This window comes from Streptomyces sp. SP18CS02, from assembly GCF_036322365.1.
In the GTDB taxonomy this organism is placed as follows: Bacteria; Actinomycetota; Actinomycetes; order Streptomycetales; family Streptomycetaceae; genus Streptomyces.
The window spans coordinates 89,924-112,503 of record NZ_JAQYXC010000306.1 but is presented as its reverse complement, the minus strand read 5'-3'; the positions used below and the strand labels follow the sequence as shown (position 1 = coordinate 112,503).

The 22,580-nt window shown below is 75.4% G+C and carries 2 protein-coding genes and 1 pseudogene; all 3 read right to left on the bottom strand.

Annotation, left to right across the window (positions count from 1 at the left end; translation table 11 throughout):
- Nucleotides 1-27: 27 nt before the first annotated feature.
- The gene (locus tag PUR26_RS34090) at nt 28-5,754 is read right to left on the bottom strand and encodes a type I polyketide synthase (RefSeq protein WP_443077261.1); all 5,727 of its coding nucleotides are present in this window, start codon (nt 5,752-5,754) and stop codon (nt 28-30) included.
- A pseudogene (locus PUR26_RS34085) lies at nt 5,748-10,526 on the bottom strand (type I polyketide synthase); the annotation flags it as partial. The pseudogene PUR26_RS34085 and the gene PUR26_RS34090, both read right to left, overlap by 7 nt.
- Nucleotides 10,527-10,576: 50 nt before the next feature.
- Complete coding sequence (locus PUR26_RS34080) at nt 10,577-22,564, bottom strand: SDR family NAD(P)-dependent oxidoreductase (protein WP_329878709.1); 11,988 nt, start codon at nt 22,562-22,564, stop codon at nt 10,577-10,579.
- Nucleotides 22,565-22,580: the final 16 nt, after the last annotated feature.

Below are 22,580 nucleotides of genomic sequence, written 5' to 3'. Positions count from 1 at the left end.
CTTCCTTGCAGCCGGCACGGCGGCTGGTCACTTGGCATCGCTGAAGCCGTTGTCCACCAGGTCGAAGAGGTCGTCGTCGGACGCGGAGTCCAGCGCGGACTCGGCGACGATCGCCTCACCGCCCCGCAGCTCGGTCAGGAGGTCCTCCAGCCGGGCCACCGCCCGAGCCCTTCCGTCGCCCGCCCCGTCCAGGGAGAGCAGCCCGGCCTCCAGCCGGTCGAGGTCGGCGAGCAGCGCCGCCTGCACCTGCGCCTCGTCGGGCGCCAGCCGCGTACTCAGGTACCGCGTCACGGCGTGCGGCGTCGGATAGTCGAAGACAAGGGTGGTCGGCAGCCGCAGTCCCGTCGCGGCGGCGAGCCGGTTGCGCAGCTCGACCGCCGTCAGCGAGTCGAAACCCATCTCCAGGAAGCCCCGGCCGTCCGGGATCTCACCCGGCGAGCGGTGCCCCAGCACCTTCGCCACCGTGTCGCGGACCAGGTCCCCGAGAACCCGCTCACGCTCGGCCGGAGCCATCGTCGCCAGCCCCTCGACGGTCACATCCGGGGACGAGCCGTCGGCGCCCGGCCCCTGCCCCTGCCCCGCCGAAGCGGCCCTGGGCAGGGCGGCCGGCGCCAGTGCGCGCAGCAGCGGCGCCACCGCGCCGGCGGCGGCCCGCGCCCTCAGCGTCGCCATGTCGATGCCCATGGGCACCAGCACGGTGCCGCCCGACGCCAGGGCGGCGTCGAACAGCGCCACACCCTGCTGCGCCGTCAGGGGCCGGACGCCCCAGCGGGCCATCCTGGACAGGTCCACCTCGTCGAGGTGGCCGGTCATCGCGCTCTGCCGCTCCCAGAAGCCCCAGGCCAGTGAGGTGGCGGGCAGACCGCTCGCGCGGCGGCGGCGGGCCAGCGCGTCGAGGGCCGCGTTCGCGGCCGCGTACGCGCCCTGCCCGGCCGTACCGAGCGTGCCCGACGCCGACGAGAACAGCACGAACGCCGACAGGTCCAGCTCACGGGTGAGTTCGTCCAGATGGACGGCCGCGTCCGCCTTCGGCGCGAACACCCGGCCCAGACGGTCCGGCGTCACGCCTGTCACCACGGCGTCGTCCAGCACGCCGGCCGCGTGGATCACGGCGGAGACCGGAGCGGTGGCCGTCGCCGATGCCAGCAGCTGAGCCAGTGCCGCGCGGTCGCTCACATCGCACGCGACCACCGACGCCTCGGCGCCGAGCCCGGCGAGCTCCGCCACCAGCTCGGACGCGCCGGGCGCGTCCGGACCCTGACGGCCGACCAGCAGAAGCCGCTTGGCCCCGTGGGCGCTCACCAGGTGCCGGGCGAACAGCGCGCCCAGTACCCCGGTGCCGCCGGTGATCAGGACGGTTCCCTCGGCGAACGGCGCGGCGCCGTCCGGCACCCGCTCGTCCGGCGTGGGCCGCGCCGCCGTCCTGACCAGACGGGGCACGTGGAACGTCCCGTCCCGCAGCGCGAGCTGCGGCTCGCCGAAGGCCAGGGCAGCGGCCAGCTCCTCGACGGTGGGGGAGCCCCCTTCGGTCCCGTCGAGGTCCACCAGGACGAACCGGTCCGGGTTCTCCGTCTGCGCCGACCGCACCAGTCCCCACACGGCCGCCTGGGCGGGGTCGGGGACGTCGTCCGGGGAGACCGCCACGGCGGCACGGGTCAGCAGCACCAGCCGCGAATCGGCGAGCCGCTCCTCGGAGAGATGCGTCTGCAGCAGCGCCAGGGCACCCAGCGCCGCCGCCCCGACCCCTTCGGCTGCGGCGGCCCCGGCTGCCGGACCGGCTCCGGCCCCGTCACAGGCGACCACCACGGCCTCCGGTACGGGACCGCCCGCCGCGAGGCTCTCGATCAGTGCCCCCAGGTCCGCGTGGTGCCGGGGACCTTCGCCCTCGGCGCGCACGTCGCCCACCAGTGCCCAGTTCCCGGGCGCGGCGCCGGTCGCCGGGTCCGCCGCGGGGTGTGCCGTGGCGGACGCGGCGGGCCACTCCAGCCGCAGCAGCCCGTCCTGCCCGTTGTGCCGGACGGCGGCCAGCTGCGCGGGATCGACCGGCCGCAGGGCCAGCGACTCCACCGTGGCCACCGGCGCACCGGACCCGTCCGCGATCGACAGCGCGACCGTGTCCTTGCCCGCGGGCGACAGCCGCACCCGCAGCGAGGAGGCACCGGCCGCGTGCAGCGAGACATCGCTCCAGGAGAACGGGAGCAGCGTCGGCCGTCCCTCCCGCTCCCGCGCCTCGGGGTTCTCCCCGGCCAGCAGGCCGACCGCGTGCAGGGTCGCGTCGAGCAGGGCCGGGTGGAGGCCGAACGACCCGGCGTCGGTCAGACGCCCCTCGTCGGCCCGCACCTCGGCGAAGACGGTCCCGCCCAGGCGCCAGGCGGCGCGCAGCCCCTGGAACGCGGGGCCGTACGCGTACCCCTGACCGGCCAGCCGGTCGTACAGCTCGCCGACCTCGACCGGTACGGCGCCGGCCGGCGGCCATGCCTCGGCCGGCGGCTCGCCGCTCCGCGTGTCCTGGGCGAGCACGCCCTCGGCATGCCGCGTCCACGCCTCGTCCTCACCGGAGCGGGAGTGGACGCTGACCGGCCGGCCCTCGTCACCGGCCCGGCCGCCGACCACCACCTGGATCGTGACGTCGGAGTCCTCGGGCAGGGGCAGCGGTGCCTGAAGGGTCAGATCCCGCACCCGGCCCAGACCCAGCAGTCCGCCCGCGTGGGCGGCCAGTTCAAGGAACGCCGTCCCCGGCAGCAGGACCGTGCCGTGGACGACGTGGTCGGCGAGCCACGGGTGGGTGCGGGTCGACACGCGCCCGCTCAGCACCAGCCCGTCGCCGGTCGCCGCGGTGACGACCGCCCCGACCAGCGGGTGGCCGCCCGCCTCCAGGCCGGCCGCCGCGACACCCGCACCCGTCTCACGCTCCAGCAGCCAGAAGGGCTGCCGCTGGAAGGCGTACGTCGGCAGCTCCACCCGCCGCGCCCGGCCGGAGCCGAACACCGGCGCCCAGTCGACCGGGACGCCGTGCGTGTAGAGCCTGCCCGCCGCCTTGAGGAAGCCGCCGGCTCCGCCGTCGTCCCGGCGCAGCGAACCGGTGACCAGTACACCGGACGCCTCGATGTGATCCACCGTCTCCTGGACCGGGACCGTCAGGACGGGATGCGGGCTGACCTCCACGAAGACGCCGTAGCCGTCGGCGGCGAGCGACCGCAGGACCTCCTCCAGGCGGACCGGGTTGCGCAGGTTGCGGTACCAGTACTCCGCCCCCATCGACGTGCCGTCCGCGAAGGAGGCGGTCACCGTCGAGCAGAACGCGATCCGCGCGGGGGCGGGGGAGATCCCCGCCAGCTGCGCCAGCAGCTCCTCGCGTATCTCCTCGACGTGCGGCGAGTGGGAGGCGTAGTCCACCGGAATGCGGCGGGACCTGACACCGTCCCGCTCGCACCGGGCCAGCAGTTCCTCCAGTGCCTCCACGTCGCCCGAGACCACGACCGAGGTGGGGCTGTTGACCGCCGCCACCGACAGCCGCCCCTCCCAGGGCCCGATCAGCGCGGCCGCCTCGGCCTCGCCGAGCGCGACGGTGACCATCCCGCCCCGCCCGGCCAGCGCCCGCAGGGCCTTGCTGCGCAGCGCGACCACGCGGGCCGCGTCGTCCAGGGAGAGGATGCCCGCCGCGCAGGCGGCGGCGATCTCGCCCTGGGAGTGGCCGACCACGGCGTCCGGCTCCACGCCCACCGAGCGCCACAGCCGGGTCAGCGAGACCATCACGGCGAACAGCGCCGGCTGGACGACGTCGACCCGCTCCAGCCAGCCGGTGTCCTGCTCGTCGCGCAGCACGTCCAGCAGCGACCAGTCGACGTAGGGCGCCAGCGCCTCGGCGCACTCCTCCATCGCCTCGCGGAAGACCGGCGAGGACTCCAGCAGACCGGCCGCCATCCCGGCGAACTGCGATCCCTGACCGGGGAAGACGAACACGGTCCTGTCGCGGCCGGCGCCCGCGTCGTCCAGGTCGTCGCGCGTGCGGCCCAGGACGGCCGACGCGGACTCCTCGCCCCGCGCCACCGCCCGGAGGGCGGCCACCAGGTCCGCGCGGCCGGAACCGACCACGACGGCCCGGTGCGGGAAGGCCGACCGGGTGGCGGCCAGCGAATGGCCGATGTCCGCGTCGCTCAGCTCCGGACGGGCCTCGGCGTACGCGCCGAGCCGTTCCGCCTGGGCGCGCAGGGCCTGCCGGGTGACACCGGACACGACCCAGGGCAGCACCCGGGTCCCGGTGGCGCCGATGACGTCGGGGGCGGGGGCCGCCGCCGTCCCGGAATCCGCGGCGGGCTCCCCGTCGGTGCCCTCCTCGGCCGGCGCGTCGACCGCCGGGGGGGCCTGTTCGAGGATGACGTGGGCGTTGGTGCCGCTGACTCCGAAGGAGGAGACGCCGGCGCGGCGCGGGCGGTCCCCGGCCTTGGGCCACGCCCGTTCCTCGGTGAGCAGGCGTACGGCTCCGGCGGTCCAGTCGACGTGCGGGGTGGGCTCGTCGACGTGCAGGGTGCGCGGGAGCACCCCGTGGCGCATGGCCATCACCATCTTGATGACACCGGCCACACCCGAGGCGGCCTGCGTGTGCGCGATGTTGGACTTCACCGAACCCAGCCACAGCGGCCGGTCCTCCAGGCGGCCCTGACCGTACGCGGCCAGCAGCGCCCGCGCCTCGATCGGGTCGCCCAGGGTGGTGCCGGTGCCGTGCGCCTCCACCGCGTCCACGTCGGCGGGCGACAGCCGGGCGTCGGCCAGCGCCTCGTCGATCAGCCGGTGCTGGGACGGCCCGTTGGGGGCCGTCAGCCCGTTGCCCGCGCCACCGTGGTTGACGGCGGAGCCCCGGATCACCGCGAGGACGGGGTGGCCGTTGCGGCGGGCGTCGGAGAGCCGCTCCAGGACCAGGACGCCGGCGCCCTCGCCCCAGCCGGTGCCGTCGGCGGCGGCCGCGAACGGCTTGCACCGCCCGTCGGCCGCCAGCCCGCGCTGCCGGCTGAACTCCACGAACGCGTTCGGGGTGGACATCACGGTCACGCCGCCGGCCAGCGCCAGCGAGGCCTCGCCCGCACGCAGCGCGCTGCACGCCTGGTGCATCGCCACCAGCGAGGAGGAGCAGGCCGTGTCCAGCGTCACCGCGGGCCCGGTCAGCCCGAGGACGTACGACGCCCGACCGGCCACCACGGCGGCGGTGCTGCCGGTCAGCCGGTACCCGGCCACCTCGTCGTCCGTACTGACCTGCGAGGGGAACGCGTACCCCTGGTGCGTCACACCGGCGAACACACCGGACAGGCTGCCCCGCAGGGACGCCGGATCGATCCCGGCCCGCTCCAGGGCCTCCCAGACGACCTCCAGCCACAGCCGCTGCTGCGGGTCCATGGCCAGCGCCTCGCGCGGGCTGATCCCGAAGAACTCCGGGTCGAAACCGGCCGCGTCGTCCAGGAAGGCACCCGTGCGCACATAGGTCCGGCCCGTCAGACCCGGCTCCGGGTCGTACAGCTCGTCGAGGTCCCAGCCGCGGTCCTCGGGCAGACCGCCGACCGCGTCGGCGCCGTCGGCCACCAGCTGCCAGAGGTCCTCGGGGGTCTCGACGCCCCCGGGGAAGCGGCAGCCCATGCCCACGATCGCGATGGGCTCGTGCTGGCGCTGCTCGGCGTGGTCCAGACGCGCGCGCGTCTGGCGGAGCTCGGTGGTGACGAGCTTCAGATACTGGCGCAGTTTGTCTTCGGTGGTCGTCACGATATTCCCAGCTCCTTGTTGACGATGTCGAACATCTCCTCGTCACTCGCCATCGCCAGCGCGTCGTCACCCGGTGCTCCGGCCGCGTCGGGCCCGGACCGGTCCCACTTCCACATCAGCGTCCGCAGCCGGGCGACCACCCGGCCGCGCGTCTCGGCGTCGGGATCCATCGCCTCGACGGCCGCCTCCAGCCGGTCCACATCGGCCAGCACCTCGGTGGCCGCCCCCGCGTCGGGCCCGACCTCCGCCCGCAGATGCCTGGCCAGCGCCACCGGGGTGGCGTGGTCGAAGACCACGGTGGTCGGCAGGGCCAGCCCCGTCGCCTCGTTGAGCCGGTTGCGCAGCGTCAGGGACGTCATGGAGTCGAACCCGAGGTCCTTGAACGCCACCGACGCCCGCACCTCCTGCGCACCGCGGTAGCCGAGCGCGTGGGCCGCCTGAGCACGTACCAGGTCCAGGAGCAGCCGCTCCTGGTCCTCCTCGGACAGTCCCGCGAGCCGCTCCCGCAGCGCGTCGGACCGGGCGGGCCCGGCCTCGGCGCGCAGGGCGCGCTGCGCGTCGGGCAGATCGTTCAGCAACGCGCGGGTGCGCGCCATGCTGTACGCGGGCGCGAACCGCTCCCAGTCGATGTCGGCGAACGCCAGAAGCGTCTCGTCGCGGTCGAGCGCCGACCGCAGACCCTCCAGGGCGGTACGCGGGGCCATGAGCGGAACACCCCGCTCGCGCAGCAGGTCGCCCGCGCCGTCGGCGCCGGCCATGCCGCCGCCGTCCCAGGCACCCCAGGCCACCGAGGTGGCGGCCAGGCCCCTGGCCCGACGGGCACTGGCCATGGCGTCCAGGAAGGCGTTGGCCGCCGCGTAGGGCGCCTGACCGACATTGCCCCACAGCCCCGCGCCGGAGGAGAACAGGACGAAGGCGTCCGGGGCGGGCAGGACGGTCCCGTCGAAGACGGCGTCCAGGTTGCGCGCCCCCTCGACCTTCGCCGACAGCACCTCGGCGATCTCCGTCAGCTCGCACTCCGCCAGCGGCTTCTCCAGGTGGATTTCGCCCGCGGCGTGCACGACCGTCGTCACCGGACGGTCGGCGGGCAGCGCCTCGACGACCCGCCGCAGCGCGTCCCGGTCGGTGATGTCGCACGCGGCCACCGTCACCTCGGCGCCCGACTCCTCCAGCTCGGCGCGGAGTGCGGAGGCACCCTCGGCGTCCGCCCCGCGCCGGCTGAGCAGCACCAGACGGCCGATGCCCCGGCCGGCCAGCCAGCGGGCCACATGGGCGCCGAGCGCGCCCGTACCACCGGTCACCACTGCCGTGCCCGTGGGGCTCCAGGCGTGCCGTACCGGTACGTCCGTCAAGGGCGAGCGCAGCAGCCGGCAGCCGTACGCCCTACCCGCCCGCAGGGCGAGCTGGTCCTCGCCGCCCGGCTGCGCCAGGACATCGGCCAGCCTGGCGAAGTCCGCCTCGCCGGCCGTCTCCGGCAGGTCGACCAGACCGCCCCAGCGGTCCGGCCACTCCAGCGAGGCCACCCGGCCCAGGCCCCACACGGCGGCCTGCGCCGGACGGCGGACCGGCTCGTCGTCGGTGGCCACCGCGCCCCTGGTCAGGCACCACAGCGGCGCGCCGGCCCCGGTGTCGCCCAGCGCCTGGGAGAGGACCACCGTCGCGGCGGCCCCCGCCGTCAACGGCGCCAGGTCGCCCGAGGGCCGGTCGTCCAGGGCCAGGAGGGACACCACGCCCGCAAGCCCGCCCTCGGCGGCGAGCGCGCCCAGGCGCGCCCCCAGAGCCTCCCGGTCGAGCGCCTCGCCCGCCTCCAGGACCAGCTCCACGACCTCCGCCCCGGCGCGGCGGCAGGCCGCCACCACACCGGCGCCCGTCCCGGCACCCGAGGGATCCCCGGCGCCGCCCGTCGCGGCCGGCGACACGACCAGCCACCTGCCCGACAGCCTCGCGCCGGGAGCCGGGGGCAACGCCGCCCAGCCCACCCGGTAGCGGTGGTCGTCGACGCGCTCCCAGGAGCGGTCCTCCTGCCCCGCCGCCTCCAGCCAGAACCGCTCGCGCTGGAAGGCGTACGTCGGCAACGGCACCACCCGGCCGCCGCCGTCCGCCAGGACGGCACGCCAGTCCACCTCGACGCCCCGCACGTACAGCGCGCCCAGAGCCGCGCCCAGCGACCGCTCCTCCGGTTCGTCCCGGCCCATCGTCGCGACGAAGACGGCGTCACCGCCGGAGCTCTCCTGGCCCATGGCCGCGAGCACCCCGTCCGGACCCAGCTCCAGGAACGTACGGGCCCCTTCGGCCTCCAGCGCGCGGATCGCGTCCCCGAACCGGACCGTCCCACGCGCGTGGCGCGCCCAGTACTCGGGCGTGCACAGCTCCTCGGCGGGCACCGGGGCGCCGGTCAGCGCCGACACCACGGTGATGCGCGGTTCCTGGAAGGAGACACCCCGCAGGACGGCGGTGAACTCCTCCAGCATCGCGTCCATGCGGTGCGAGTGGAACGCGTGGCTGACCCGCAGCCGCTTGGTGTTGCGCCCCTGCTCCGCGAAGTGCGCGGCCACCTCGGCGACCGCGTCCTCGTCCCCGGCGACCACGACCGACGAGGGGCCGTTGACCGCGGCGAGGTCGGCCCGCCCGGACTGCTTCGCCACCAGCGGGGCGACCTCGTCCTCCGTCGCCTGCACGGCGATCATCGCGCCGCCCCGGGGCAGCGCCTGCATCAGACGCCCCCGCGCGGCGGCCACGGCGGCCGCGTCGGCCAACGACAGCACACCGGCGACATGCGCCGCGGCCAGCTCGCCGATGGAGTGACCGGACACGAGGTCCGCCCGTACTCCCCACGACTCCACCAGCCGGAACAGCGCGACCTCGATCGCGAACAGCGCGGGCTGCGTCCACCCGGTCTCGTCCAGCAGGCCGTCGGTGCCGTCGGTGCCGTCGGTGCCGTCGGGGGACGCCCCACCGAAGACCACCTCGCGCAGCGGCCGCTCCAGGTGCCCGTCCAGCTCCGCGCAGACCGCGTCGAACGCCTCGGCGAAGACCGGGTGACGCCCGTACAGCGCCCGCCCCATGCCGACGCGCTGTGCGCCCTGGCCGGTGAACAGGACCGCCAGCCGGCCCCCCTCCTGGACCGCGCCGCGCGCGCCCGAGGGCGGCAGATCGCCGGCGGCCAGCAGCCTCAGCGCGTGTGCGGCCTCCTCACGGTCCGCCGCCACGAAGGCCGCACGGTGCTCGAAGGGCGGGCGGGTCGTGGCCAGCGTATGGACGACGTCGGCGACAGGGGCCCCCGGGCCGTCCTCCACATACCGCAGCAGCCGCTCCGCCTGCGCGCGCAGCGCGTCCTCGCTCCTGCCCGACACGAGCCACGGCAGCGGGGCGCCGGCCTCGGCGGTGCCCCCGTCCACCGCGCCGTCGCCGGCGGCACCGTCGCGGTCGGCCGACGGGGCCTGCTCCACGATCACGTGCGCGTTGGTGCCGCTGATCCCGAAGGACGACACCCCCGCGCGGCGGGGCCGCCCGGTCTCCGGCCACTCCCGCGTCCGCGTCAGCAGCTCCACCGCCCCGGCCGTCCAGTCCACCTGGGGCGTCGGCTCGTCGACGTGCAGCGTCCTCGGCAGGACGCCGTGGCGCATCGCCATCACCATCTTGATGACCCCGGCGACCCCCGCGGCCGCCTGGGCGTGCCCGATGTTCGACTTGATCGAGCCCAGCCACAGCGGCCGTTCGCGCTCATGACCGAAGGTCGTCAGGATCGCCTGGGCCTCCAGCGGATCGCCCAGCGGCGTGCCGGTGCCGTGCCCCTCGATGGCGTCGATGTCACCGGTCGTCAGCCCCGCGTCGTCGAGGGCCTGACGGATCACCCGCTGCTGGGACGGGCCGTTCGGCGCGGTCAGTCCGCTGCTCGCACCGTCCTGGTTGACCGCGCTGCCCCGTACCACCGCCAGCACCCGGTGACCGTTGCGCCGGGCGTCCGAGAGCCGCTCCAGCAGCAGGGTGCCCGCGCCCTCGCTCCACGCGGCGCCGTCCGCCGCCCCGGCGAACGACTTGCACCGGCCGTCGGGAGCGAGCCCCCGCTGGCGGCTGAACTCCACGAACGTGGAGGGGGTCGACATCACCGTGACGCCGCCCGCGAGGGCCAGCGAGCACTCGCCGCGCCGCAGCGCCTGCACCGCGAGGTGCAGCGCCACCAGTGACGACGAGCACGCCGTGTCCACCGTGACGGCCGGGCCCTCCAGCCCCAGGGTGTAGGAGATCCGGCCCGAGGCGACGCTGCCCGCGCTGCCGGTACCGAGGTAGCCCTCCACCTCCTGCGACGCGATCCCGGGCCGGGCGCCGTAGTCGTGGTACATCACCCCGGCGAACACCCCGGTCCTGCTGCCCCGCAGCGACCGGGGGTCGATGCCGGCCCCCTCCACCGCCTCCCACGACGTCTCCAGCAGCAGCCGCTGCTGGGGGTCCATCGCCAGCGCCTCACGCGGTGAGATCCCGAAGAACCCCGCGTCGAACTCCGCCGCGTCGTACAGGAACCCGCCCTCACGGGTGTACGACGTGCCCGGCTGGTCCGCGTCGTCGGCGAAGAGCGTGTCCAGGTCCCAGCCACGGTCCGTGGGGAACCCCGAGATGGCGTCACGGCCTTCCAGCACCAGATCCCACAGTTGCTCGGGGGTGTTCGCCCCCGCCGGGTACCGGCAGCTCATGCCGACGATGGCGATCGGCTCGACCGCGGCCTGCACGACGTTCCTGAGCCGCTCGTTCTCCTTCAGTGAAGCCCGTAGTGCCTCGACCACCGCTTCGGATGTAGCCATGTCACCTCCTACGTCTCGGATGAAGCTCAGGACTTGTCGTCGCCGCCGACGGCCGCGCGCACGAGCGCGTCGACATCCATGTCGTCGATGTCCTTCGCGTCGGATGCGGACTCCCCGGCCCGCTCCTCGTTCTGATCGCCCGACCCGTTCTGGGCGGCCAGCCGCAGCAGCTCGGCCACCAGACCGGACTGCTTGAAGCGCGCCATCGGGATGGCGGCCAGGGCGTCCCGGAACTCCTTCTCGGCGGCCTCCGCCTCGGTGAGCCCCCGGCTCTCCGGGAAGAGCAGCTCCCGCAGATGACGCGCCGTGTTGACGGGCGTCACCTGGTCGAAGACCAGCGTGGCCGGCAGGCGCAGACCGGTCGCCGCGCTCAGCCTCTTGCGCAGCTCCACCGCCGTCAGGGAGTCGAAGCCCATCTCCAGGAACCCACGGGTCTCGCCGACGGCCTCGGCCGAGGCGAGCCCCAGCACCGTCGCCGCCTGCTCGCGCACGAAGCGCAGGACCTCCCGGTCGCGTTCGCCCTCCGGCAGGGCTGCCACCCGGGCGGCGAAGCCGTCCGAGGACCCCTCGCCGGCCGGCCGCGCCGCCTCCGCGCGGCGCTGCGGAATCCGTACCACGGAGCGCAGGACCGGCGGAACCAGCCCCGGCTCCCCGGCCGCCGACAGCGCCGCCGTGTCCAGCCGCATCGGCACCAGTACGGCGTCCTCGGCGGCCAGCGCCGCGTCGAACAGCGCAAGACCCTCCTCGGTGGGCAGCAGCCCGACGCCGCCCCGGGCCACGCGCCGCAGGTCCGCCTCCGACAGGTCGCCGGTCAGGCCGCTGCGCCGCTCCCACAGGCCCCAGGCCAGCGAGGTGGCGGCCAGCCCGGCCGCCCGCCGCTCACGGGCGAGCGCGTCCAGGAAGGCGTTGGCCGCCGCGTAGCCGCCCTGCCCGGCGGTGCCGAGCACTCCGGCCGCCGACGAGAACAGTACGAACGCCGTCAGTTCCTCGCCCGCCGTCAGCTCGTGGAGGTTCAGCGCCCCGTCCACCTTGGGCCGCAGGATCCGGTCGACCCGGTCGGCCGTCAGGGAGGTCACCACACCGTCGTCCAGCACACCGGCCGCGTGCACCACGGCCGTCAGCGGATGGTCCGCGGGGACCAGGGCCAGCGCCCCGGCCAGCGCCTCCCGGTCGGCCACGTCGCAGGCCGCCACCGTGACCCCGGCTCCCAGGCCGGCCAGCTCGCTCTCCAGCTCGGCCACGCCCGCCGCGTCACGGCCGCTGCGGCTCGTGAGCAGCAGTCGCGTCACCCCGTGCCGCGTCACCAGGTGCCGGGCGATCAGCGCGCCGAGCCCGCTGGTCCCGCCGGTGATCAGGACCGTCCCGTCCGCCGCGAACGGCGTCCGTTCCGCGGCCCCGTGGTCCGCACCGTCCCGGCCCGCCGCCGCGCCGCCCGCCCGCGCCGCGTCACCGGCGGTGACCCGGGTGAGCCGGAACGCGCTCATCACGCCCTGGCGCACCGCCAGTTGCGGCTCGCCGCTCGCCAGCGCGGCCGGCAGGGCGCGCCGGGACGCCTCGTCGTCGTCCAGGTCCAGCAGCACGAACCGGTCCGGGTGCTCCGACTGCGCCGAGCGCAGCAGACCCCACAGCGGGACGTGCGCGAGATCCCTCCGGGCCCGCGCGTCGGCGGTGTCGCCGCCGTCCTGCGGGCTCATGGCGTGACGGGTGACGAAGACCAGCCGGGACTCGGCGAACCGCTCCTCGGCGAGCCACTCCTGAGCCAGTGACAGGGCGCGGCCGGTCGCCTCCCGCACGGCCTGGGCGGTGTCCGCCGGGCCCGCGTCGTCGTCCCACCCGTCCAGGCACGGCACCAGCACCACCTCGGGCACCACCGCCCCCGCCGAGACCGCGCCGGCCAGAGCCGCCAGGTCCGCGTACTCCTCCAGTCGTCCTCCGGCGGCCTCCACGACGGCGGCCGCCTTCAGCTCGTCCGGACCGAGCACCGCCCAGGGGCCCGTCGCCGTGACCGACGCCGGTGCGACGGCCTCGCCGGACACCCGGTACAACGAGCGCAGGCGCGCGCCGCCCGCCCGGTGGAGCTGCTCGGCCGAGACCGGCCGCAGCATCAGCGCGCCGACGTCCAGCACCGGTCGGCCCGACTCGTCGTACGCCGTCAGCGACACGGTGTCCTCACCGGCCGGCGACAGCCGCACCCGCAGGGCGGCCGCGCCGGACGCGTGCAGCGAGACGCCCTGCCACGCGTACGGCAGCCGGGCCCGCGAGGCGTCCTCCAGCAGACCGCCCACCACGATCGCGTGCAGAGCGGCGTCGAAGAGCGCCGGATGCGCCCCGTACCGGCCGGCCTGTCCCGCGTCGGGCAGCCGGACCTCGGCGAAGACGTCCTCACCCTCCCGCCACACCGTACGCAGCCCCTGGAAGGCGGGCCCGTAGTCGAGGCCGGCCGCAGCGAGCGCGGCGTACCCCTCGTCCCACGCCACCGGCAGCGCTCCGGCCGGCGGCCACTGCCCGATCGGTGCGACCGGCTCCCGGCCGGCGGAGCTCAGCACACCGACCGCGTGCTTGCGCCACGGCTCCCGAGAGGCGCCGTCCTCCGGCCGCGAGTGCACCTCGACGGTGCTGCGCCCGGCCTCGTCGCTCTCCTCGGCCATCACACGCAGCTGTACGCCGCCCTCCTCGGGCACGACCAGCGGCTCCAGCAGGGTCAGTTCCTCCACCACGTCGCAGCCGGTCTCCGCGCCCGCCCTCAGCACCAGTTCGACGAGGCCCGTACCGGGGAAGAGCACCGTGTCCAGCACGGCGTGGTCGGCGAGCCACGGCTGGGTCCGCAGGGACAGCCGTCCGGTGAGGACCGTGCCCAGCGAGCCCGGCAGCGGCACCACCGCGCCCAGCAGCGGGTGCGGGGAGCTGCCCAGACCGGCCGACGCCACGTCGGCCGTACCGCTGACCCGCTCCAGCCAGTACCGCTCACCGCCGAACGGGTAGGTCGGCAGCTCGACCCGGCCCGTGTCCCGGGCACCCGTCGCCGCCGTCCAGTCCAGTTCCACCCCGCTGGTGTGGAGCTGGGCGGCCGACAGGAGGAAGCGTTCGAGGCCGCCCTCGCCGCGCCGCAGCGAACCGACCGTCACGCCGTGCGCCACGTTCGTGGCGTCCATCGTCTCCTGGATCGCCATGTTGAGCACCGGATGCGGGCTGGCCTCCACGAAGACGTCGTAACCGTTCTCCAGCAGCGCGCGGGTCGCCCGCTCCAGATGCACGGTCTGACGCAGATTGCGGTACCAGTACTCGGCGTCCAGCGTGGTGGTGTCCAGCTCGCCGCCCGTGACGGTCGAGTAGAACGGCACAGCCGAAGGCCGGGGGGTGATGGGCGCCAGCTCCCGCAGCAGCTCCTCGCGCACCTGCTCGACCTGCGGCGAGTGCGAGGCGTAGTCCACCGGAAGCCTCCGGGTGCGCACCCCGTCGGCCGCGCAGCGCTCCTCCAGTTCGGCGAGCGCGTCCACGTCGCCGGCCACGACGGTGGACGACGCGCCGTTCACCGAGGCGACCGACACCCGCCCCTCCCAGTGGCCGACCAGCCGCCCCGCGTCCTCCTCGCCCAGCGCGACGGACACCATGCCGCCCTCGCCGGGCATCGTCGCCAGCGCCTTGCTGCGCAGTGCCACCGCCCGGGCCGCGTCCTCCAGCGTCAGCGCACCGGCCACGCAGGCGGCGGCGATCTCACCCTGGCTGTGGCCCACGACGGCCTCGGGCCGCACCCCGAAGGACTCCCAGAGCCGGGCCAGGGACACCATCACCGAGAACAGCGCGGGCTGCACCACATCGACCCGGTCCAGCGACGGCGCGTCGTCCGCGCCCCGCAGCAGCGAGGTCAGGGACCAGTCCACGAACGGCCGCAGGGCCGCGTCGCACTCCTGGATCCGCTGCGCGAACACCTCGGAGGCGTCCAGCAGCTCGGCGGCCATGCCGGCCCACTGCGATCCCTGGCCGGAGAAGACGAAGACCGTCCGTCCTCGGCCGCGCGCCTCGCCCCGCACCACCGCGTCGGACTCGCCGCCCTCGGCGAGCGCGGCCAGACCGGCCAGCAGCGCCTCCCGGCCGCCGCCGACCACCACGGCACGCCGGTCGAGCGCGGCACGGGTGGTGGCCAGCGCGTGGGCCACGTCCGCCGGTTCGAGGCCGGGCTGCCGGTCGAGCCGGGCCAGCAGCCTGCGTGCCTGCGCGCGCAGCGCCTCCTCCGTCTTGCCGGACAGCGTCCACGCGACGGCCGGGGCCGACGCCTCGGACGTCCCCTCGGCGGTCCGCTCACCGGAGACCTCGGGGGCCCCGGCGGCCGGACCGGCCGCCGTACCCGGCGCCGGCTCGCCGGCCGGTGCCTGCTCGATGATCACATGGGCGTTGGTGCCGCTGATGCCGAAGGACGACACCGCCGCACGGCGCGGCTGACCCGTCTCGGGCCACGGAGTGGTCTCCGTCAGCAGCGACAGCCCGCTCGTCGACCACTCGACCTCGGGTGTCGGCGCGTCCACGTTCAGGGTCGGGGGCAGCACCCCGTGGCGCATCGCCGCGACCATCTTGATCACGCCCGCCATGCCCGCGGCGGCCTGGGTGTGCCCGATGTTGGACTTCACCGAACCCAGCAGCAGCGGTCGCTCCTGCGGCCGCTCGCGCCCGTACGCCGCGGCCAGCGCCTGCGCCTCGATCGGGTCGCCCAGCTTGGTGCCCGTACCGTGCGCCTCCACCGCGTCGACGTCCTGGGCCGTCAGGCCCGCGTCCGTCAGTGCCTGGCGGATCACCCGCTGCTGCGAGGGGCCGTTCGGGGCGGTCAGACCGTTGCTGGCGCCGTCGGAGTTGATCGCGGAGCCCCGGACCACCGCCAGGACGGGGTGGCCGTTGCGGCGGGCGTCCGACAGCCGCTCCAGCAGCAGCGTACCGACGCCCTCGCCCCAGCCGGTGCCGTCGGCGGCCGCCGCGAACGGCTTGCACCTGCCGTCCGTGGACAGTCCGCGCTGACGGCTGAACTCGATGAAGATGTCCGGCGTGGCCATGACGGCGGCCGCTCCCGCCAGCGCGAGCGAGCACTCGCCCTGCCGCAGGGACCGCACCGCCATGTGCAGCGCCACCAGGGACGAGGAGCACGCCGTGTCCACCGTCACCGCCGGCCCCTCGACCCCGAAGGTGTAGGCGATGCGGCCCGACATGACACTCGACGTACTGCCCGTCAGCAGATAGCCGCCGAGCTCCTCGGGCGCCTGGCGGGGGTCGGAGGGGTAGCCCTGGGCGGCGGCCCCGACGAACACGCCGACCTGGCTGCCCTTCACGGACGTCGGGTCGATGCCCGCCCGCTCCAGCGCCTCCCAAGACGTCTGGAGCAGCAGCCGCTGCTGGGGGTCCATCGCCAGCGCCTCGCGGGGGCTGATCCCGAAGAGACCCGCGTCGAACCGCGCGGCGTCGTCGAGGAACCCGCCGACCCGCACATACGTCGTCGAGGGCCGGTTGCCGTCCGGGTCGTAGATGCCGTCGAGGTCCCAGCCGCGGTCGGCCGGGAACGGGGCGACCACGTCGTTCCCGTCGGTGACCAGCTGCCACAGATCCTCGGGGGTCGAGACCCCGCCGGGATAACGGCAGCTCATCGACACGATGGCGATCGGGTCGTCGTCCACGGCCACCGTCCGCGCGGGCACCGGGGACTTCTCCTCGCCGGCCTGGGCGCCCAGCAGTTCGGTCCGCAGGTGCCGGGCCAGGACGGCCGGCGTCGGGTGGTCGAAGATCAGCGTCGAGGACAGCTGCGCCCCGACCGCGCCGTTGAGCCGGTTGCGCAGCTCCACCGCGGTCAGCGAGTCGAACCCCAGCTCCTTGAAGGCCAGGTCGGCCGCGACCGCCGAACCGTCCGCGTGCCCCAGCACCATCGCCGCGTGCGTCCGGACCAGGTCCCGCAGCAGCTGCTCGCCCTCGGCCTGCGAGACCGAGGCCAGCCGCTCCCGCAGCGACGAGGCGGCGGCCCGGCCCGCGGAACGGGCGGCGGCACGCCGGGCCGGCTTGCGGGTCAGGCCCCGCAGCATGTGCGGCATCTCGTCCGGCCGCGCCTGGCGCAGCACCGCGCTGTCCACCTTCGCCGGAACGACGGCGGCCTCACCCGCGGTGAGCGCCGCGTCGAAGAGCGCGAGGCCTTCCTCGTCGGACAGCGGCACCAGGCCCGTACGGCTCAGCCGCACCAGGTCCACGTCGCCGAGCCCGCCGAGCATGCTGCCCGCGTCGGCCCAGGGCCCCCAGGCCAGCGACACCGCCGGACGCCCGGACGCCCTGCGCTGCGCGGCCAGGGCGTCCAGCAGCGTGTTCGCCGCCGCGTAGTTGGCCTGTCCGGAGCCGCCCAGCACACCGGCGGTCGAGGAGAACAGGACGAACGCCGCCAGGTCCAGGTCCCGGGTCAGCTCGTCGAGGTGCAGGGCGGCGTCCGCCTTGGGACGCAGCACGGTGTCCATCCGCCGGGGCGTCATCGACGACAGCACCCCGTCGTCCAGGACACCGGCCGTGTGCACCACGGCGGTCAGCGGGTGCTCCGCCGGTACGGCGGCCAGCAGTCCCGCCACCGCCTCCCGGTCGGAGACGTCGAGGGCCGCGATGTCCACCGTGGCGCCGAGGGCGGTCAGTTCGGACACCAGGGCGTCCGCGCCCGGGGCGTCGGCGCCGCGGCGGCTGGCGAGCACGAGGTGGCGCACCCCGTGTCCGGTCACCATCCGGCGGGCGACCGCGGCGCCGAGCGCGCCCGTACCACCGGTGATCAGGACCGTGCCCCGCGGGTCGGGCGCGGACGGCACGGTGAGCACCACCTTGCCGATGTGCCGCGCCTGGCTGAGGTGGCGGAAGGCGTCGGGCGCGTGGTGCACGTCCCAGGTGGTGATCGGTCCGTGGCGCAGCAGCCCCCGCTCGAAGAGTCCGAGCAGTTCGCCGAGCATCCCCTGGATGCGGTCCTCGCCGGCCTCGACGAGGTCGAACGCCCGGTACACCGCGCCGTCGTGGTCGGCGGCGACGACCGCGGCGTCGCGCACGTCGGTCTTGCCCATCTCCAGGAACCGCCCGCCCGGGCTCAGCAGCCGCAGGGAGGCGTCCACGAACTCGCCGGCCAGCGAGTCCAGGACGACGTCCATGCCCAGTCCCCGGCCGGTCCGCCGGAACTTCTCCTCGAACTCCAGGTCACGCGAGGAGGCGATGTGGGAGTCGTCCAGCCCCATCGACCGCAGCGCGTGCCACTTCGCCGGGCTGGCCGTCGCGAAGACCTCGGCCCCCAGGTGCTGGGCCAGCTGCACCGCCGCCATGCCGACACCACCCGTACCGGCGTGGATGAGCACCCGCTCGCCCGGGCGCAGGTCCGCGAGGTCGACCAGCGCGTAGTACGCGGTCAGGAACACGGCCGGCACCGATGCGGCCTGGGTGAACGACCATCCGTCCGGGACCTTGGCGAGCATCCGGTGATCGGTGACGGCCACCGTCCCGATCCCCCCGAAGATCATGCCCAGCACACGGTCCCCGGGTGCCACGGTGGTCACACCGGGACCCGTCTCCAGGACCACGCCCGCGCCCTCCACGCCCAGCGGCACCGGGTCGCCGGGGTACATGCCCAGGGCGTTGAGCGCGTCACGGAAGTTGAGACCGGCCGCCCGCACGGCCACCCGCACCCGGCCCTCGGCCAGCGGCTCGTCCGCCTCGGGGTGGGGGAGGAGGGCGAGGCCCTCCAGCGTGCCGTCGCCGGCGCTGCCCAGCCGCCACGACGCGGTGCCGGCCGGGGCGTGCAGCGCGCTGTCGGGCCGCAGCCGCGCCAGCCGGGGCACCCGGGCCTCCCCGTCGCGCACGGCCAGCTGGGGCTCACCGGAGGCGACGGCGGCGGCCAGGCCGCGGTAGGTGTCCTCGCGGTCGTCGAGGTCGATGAGCGCGAACCGGCCCGGGTTCTCGGACTGGGCCGTCCGCACCAGGCCCCACACCGCGCTGTGCGGCAGGTCGGACACGCACTCGCCGCCCGTGTCGACGGCGCGGTGGGTCACCACCACGAGCCGTGACGCGCCGAACCGCTCGTCGGCCAGCCAGGCGTGCACGACGTCGAGGGTGCGATGCGCGGCCTCCCGTACCGCGGCGGCCCGGTCGGTCGCCGGGCAGGCCGTGGCCCGGCAGGTGACGAGCACGGTCTCCGGTACCGCCGCGCCCTCCTCGGCCGCCCGGGCGAGCGCGGCCAGGTCCTCGTGGGCGTCGGCGCGCACGCCGGCACCCACGTCGGCGAGGCGCGACACGAGGTCCGCCGCGCCGCTGCCCACGACCGCCCAGGGGGCGTCGGCGCCGGCCGGCGCGGACGGGACGAAGGCGTCCCACTGCACCTTGAAGAGCCGGTCCCGGGTGGCGTCCGCGGACGCCGGGCCCTGGTCGCGCGCGGCGGGCCGCAGCACCAGGGCGTCGGCCGACAGGACGGGCTGCCCGGTGGCGTCCGCGGCCTCCACGGAGACCGTGTCCTCGCCCGCGGGAGCCAGCCGGACCCGCAGTTCCGCGGCGCCCGCCGCGTGCCGGGTCACCCCGCGCCAGGAGAACGGCAGCCGCGCCTGCTCCCACTGGGGAAGCACCACGTTGAGCGCGACCCCGTGAAGCGCCGAGTCCAGCAGCGCCGGGTGCACGCCGAAGTCCTCGGCCCCCGAGTCCTCCGGCAGAGTGGTCTCCACGAACAGTTCGTCACCGCGCCGCCAGGCGGCCCGCAGCCCCTGGAACACCGGGCCGTAGTCCAGTCCGGTCTCCGCCATCAGCGCGTACAGGCCGCCGACGTCGACCGGCCGCGCGTCGCGCGGCGGCCACACCGACAGGTCCTCCGCGGCGGGCGCACCGGCCCGCCCCAGCACACCGGTGGCGTGCGTGGTCCACGGTTCGTCGTCCTCCGCGCCCTCGGGGCGGGTGAACAGGCTCAGGGACCGCAGCCCGGAGTCGTCCGGGGCACCGACCCGCATCTGCAGCGTGAGCGCGTCCCGTTCGGGCAGTACCAGCGGGGTGTGGAAGGTGAGCTCCTCCACCCGGTCGAGGCCGACCCGGTCACCGGCGTGCAGAGCCAGTTCGAGGAAGGCCGTGCCGGGCAGCAGCGCGCGGTCGAACACCATGTGGTCGGCGACCCAGCCGTGCGCGGCCGTCGACAGCCTGCCGGTGAAGACCACCTCGTCGTCGTCGGCCAGCGACACCACGGCGCCCAGCAGCGGGTGCCCGGCGGCCGAGAGCCCCGCCGAGCCCACCACGGCCGAGGAAGCGGGCGCGTTCAGCCAGAACCTGCGGCGCTCGAACGGGTAGGTGGGCAGTTCGACCCGGCGCGCGCCGGACGGGGCGAAGTACGCCTCCCAGTCCACCGCGACGCCCCGGATGTGCAGTCTGGCCAGCGCGGTCGCGACGGTGAGGCCGTCGTCCTGGCCCGAACGCAGCATCGGGACCAGGTCGGTGTCCGCCTCGGTGACGCTGTCGCGCCCGGCCGCCGTCAGCACCCCGTCGGGGCCCAGCTCCAGCCAGGTACGGACCCCTTCGGCCTCCATCGTGCGCACCGCGTCGTGGAACCGCACCGTCGCCCGGGCGTGCCCGACCCAGTACTCCGGCGTACGGATCTCCTCGGCCGTCATCGTCCGCCCGGTCACCGCCGAGACCACCGGGATGGCCGGCGCGGCGAAGGACAGCCCCTCCACCACCCGCCGGAAGTCCGGCAGCATCGCGTCGATGAGCGGCGAGTGGAACGCGTGGCTGACCGTCAGCTGCTTCGTCTTGCGGCCCTGGGCCCCGAAGTGCGCGGCGACCTCGGCCACCGCCTCCTCCTCGCCCGCCACCACCACGGACGACGGGCCGTTGACCGCGGCCAGCCCGATCCGCGCCGCGTGGCGGGCCACCAGCGGCGCCACTTCCCCCTCGGTGGCCTGGACGGCGACCATGGCCCCGCCCTCGGGCAGCGCCTGCATCAGCCGGCCGCGCGCCGCCACCAGCGTCGAGGCGTCGGCCAGCGACAGCACCCCGGCCACGTGGGCGGCGCCCACCTCTCCGACGGAGTGCCCCGCCACGAAGTCGGGACGCACGCCCCACCGTTCCAGCAGCCGGAACAGCGCGACCTCCAGGGCGAAGAGCGCCGGCTGGGTGTACTCCGTACGGTCCAGCAGCCCGGTGCCGTCCGTCGTGCCGAACACCACCTCGCGCAGCGGCCGGTCCAGATGGCGGTCCAGCTCGGCGCAGACCTGGTCGAACGCCTCAGCGAAGACCGGGGACGCCGCGTACAGCTCCCGCCCCATGCCCAGGCGCTGGCTGCCCTGCCCGGTGAAGAGGAACCCGAGCTTGCCCCGGACCACCGTTCCGGTGGTCAGACGGGGACCGGGACGGTCGTCGGCCAGCGCGGCCAGGCTCCGGGTGAGCTCCTCGTCGGTGGACGCGACCAGTGCGGCACGGTGCCTGAAGGCCGTCCGGGTGGTGGCCAGCGCGTACCCGATGTCCGCCGTCGCCGCCTCCGGGCCGCCCTCCACCCGGCGGAGCAGCTGACGCGCCTGCTCCCGCAGGGCGCTCTCGCTGCGGGCGGACAGCAGCCACGGAGCCACCAGCGGCGCCGTCCCGTTCCCGGCCCCCGCCTCCGGGGCGGTCTCCTCGGGCGCCTGCTCCAGGATCACATGCGCGTTGGTGCCGCTGATCCCGAACGACGACACGCCGGCGCGGCGGGCCCGGCCGGTCTCCGGCCACGGCTTCGCCTCGGTCAGCAGCTCCATGCCGCCCATCGCCCAGTCGACGTGCGGCGTCGGCTCGTCCACGTGCAGCGTCTGCGGCAGCACCCCGTGCTGCATCGCCAGAACCATCTTGATGACACCGACGACACCGGCGGCCGCCTGGGTGTGACCGATGTTGGACTTCACCGAGCCCAGCCACAACGGCTCGCCCTCACGGCCCCTGCCGTACGTGGCGAGCAGCGCCTGTGCCTCGATCGGGTCGCCGAGGGTCGTGCCGGTGCCGTGCGCCTCCACCGCATCGACCTCGCCGGCCGACAGCCGGGCGTCGGCCAGCGCCTGCCGGATGACGCGCTGCTGCGAGGGGCCGTTGGGGGCGGCGATGCCGTTGCTCGCACCGTCCTGGTTGGTCGCGGTGCCGCGCACCACGCCCAGCACCCGGTGGCCGTTGCGGCGGGCGTCCGACAGCCGCTCCAGCAGGATGACACCGACGCCCTCGGACAGACCGGTACCGTCGGCGGCCGCCGCGAAGGACCGGCACCGCCCGTCCTTGGACAGCCCGCGCTGACGGCTGAAACCCTGCAACTGCGCCGGCGTCGTCATGACCGTCGCGCCACCGGCCAGCGCCAGCGAGCACTCCGAGTTGCGCAGCGCCTGGCACGCGGCGTGGATCGCCACCAGCGAAGCCGAACAGGCGGTGTCGTAGGTGACCGCGGGCCCTTCCAGCCCGAGCGTGTAGGAGATCCGCCCCGACAGCACGCTCGCCGCCCCGGAGGTCAGGAAATACCCCTCGTACTCGCCGAGGTCGGCTCCCCGCACCCGCGTGGCGTAGTCCTGGAAGGCCGTTCCCATGTACACGCCGGTCCGCCCGCCGTGCAGCGTCGACGGGTCGATGCCCGCCCGCTCCAGCGTCTCCCACGACGTCTGCAGGAGCAGCCGCTGCTGCGGGTCCATCGCCACGGCCTCGCGCGGGCTGATGCCGAAGAACTCCGCGTCGAAGTCGGCGACGTCCCCGAGGAAGCCGCCCCGGCGCGTGTAGATGGTGCCCGGCCGGTCGGTGTCCGGGTCGAACAGCGCGTCCGCGTCCCAGCCCCGGTCCGTCGGCCACTCCGCTATGGCGTCGCCGCCGGAGGAGATGAGCTGCCAGAACTCCTCCGGGCTGCGCACCTCACCGGGCAGGTGGCAACCCATGCCGATGATGGCGATGGGCTCGTGGGCGGCGGAGACGAGCTCCAGGTTCTCCTGGCGCAGCCGCTCCGTCTCCTTCATCGACGCCCGCAGGGCATCGACGATCTTGTCCGGCGACGTGGTCATGGTCCCTCACAAGTCG

Coding starts and splice junctions, on each gene's coding strand:
- PUR26_RS34080 (WP_329878709.1), bottom strand. CDS start 22,564: ATGACCACGTCGCCGGACAAGATCGTCGATGCCCTGCGGGCGTCGATG.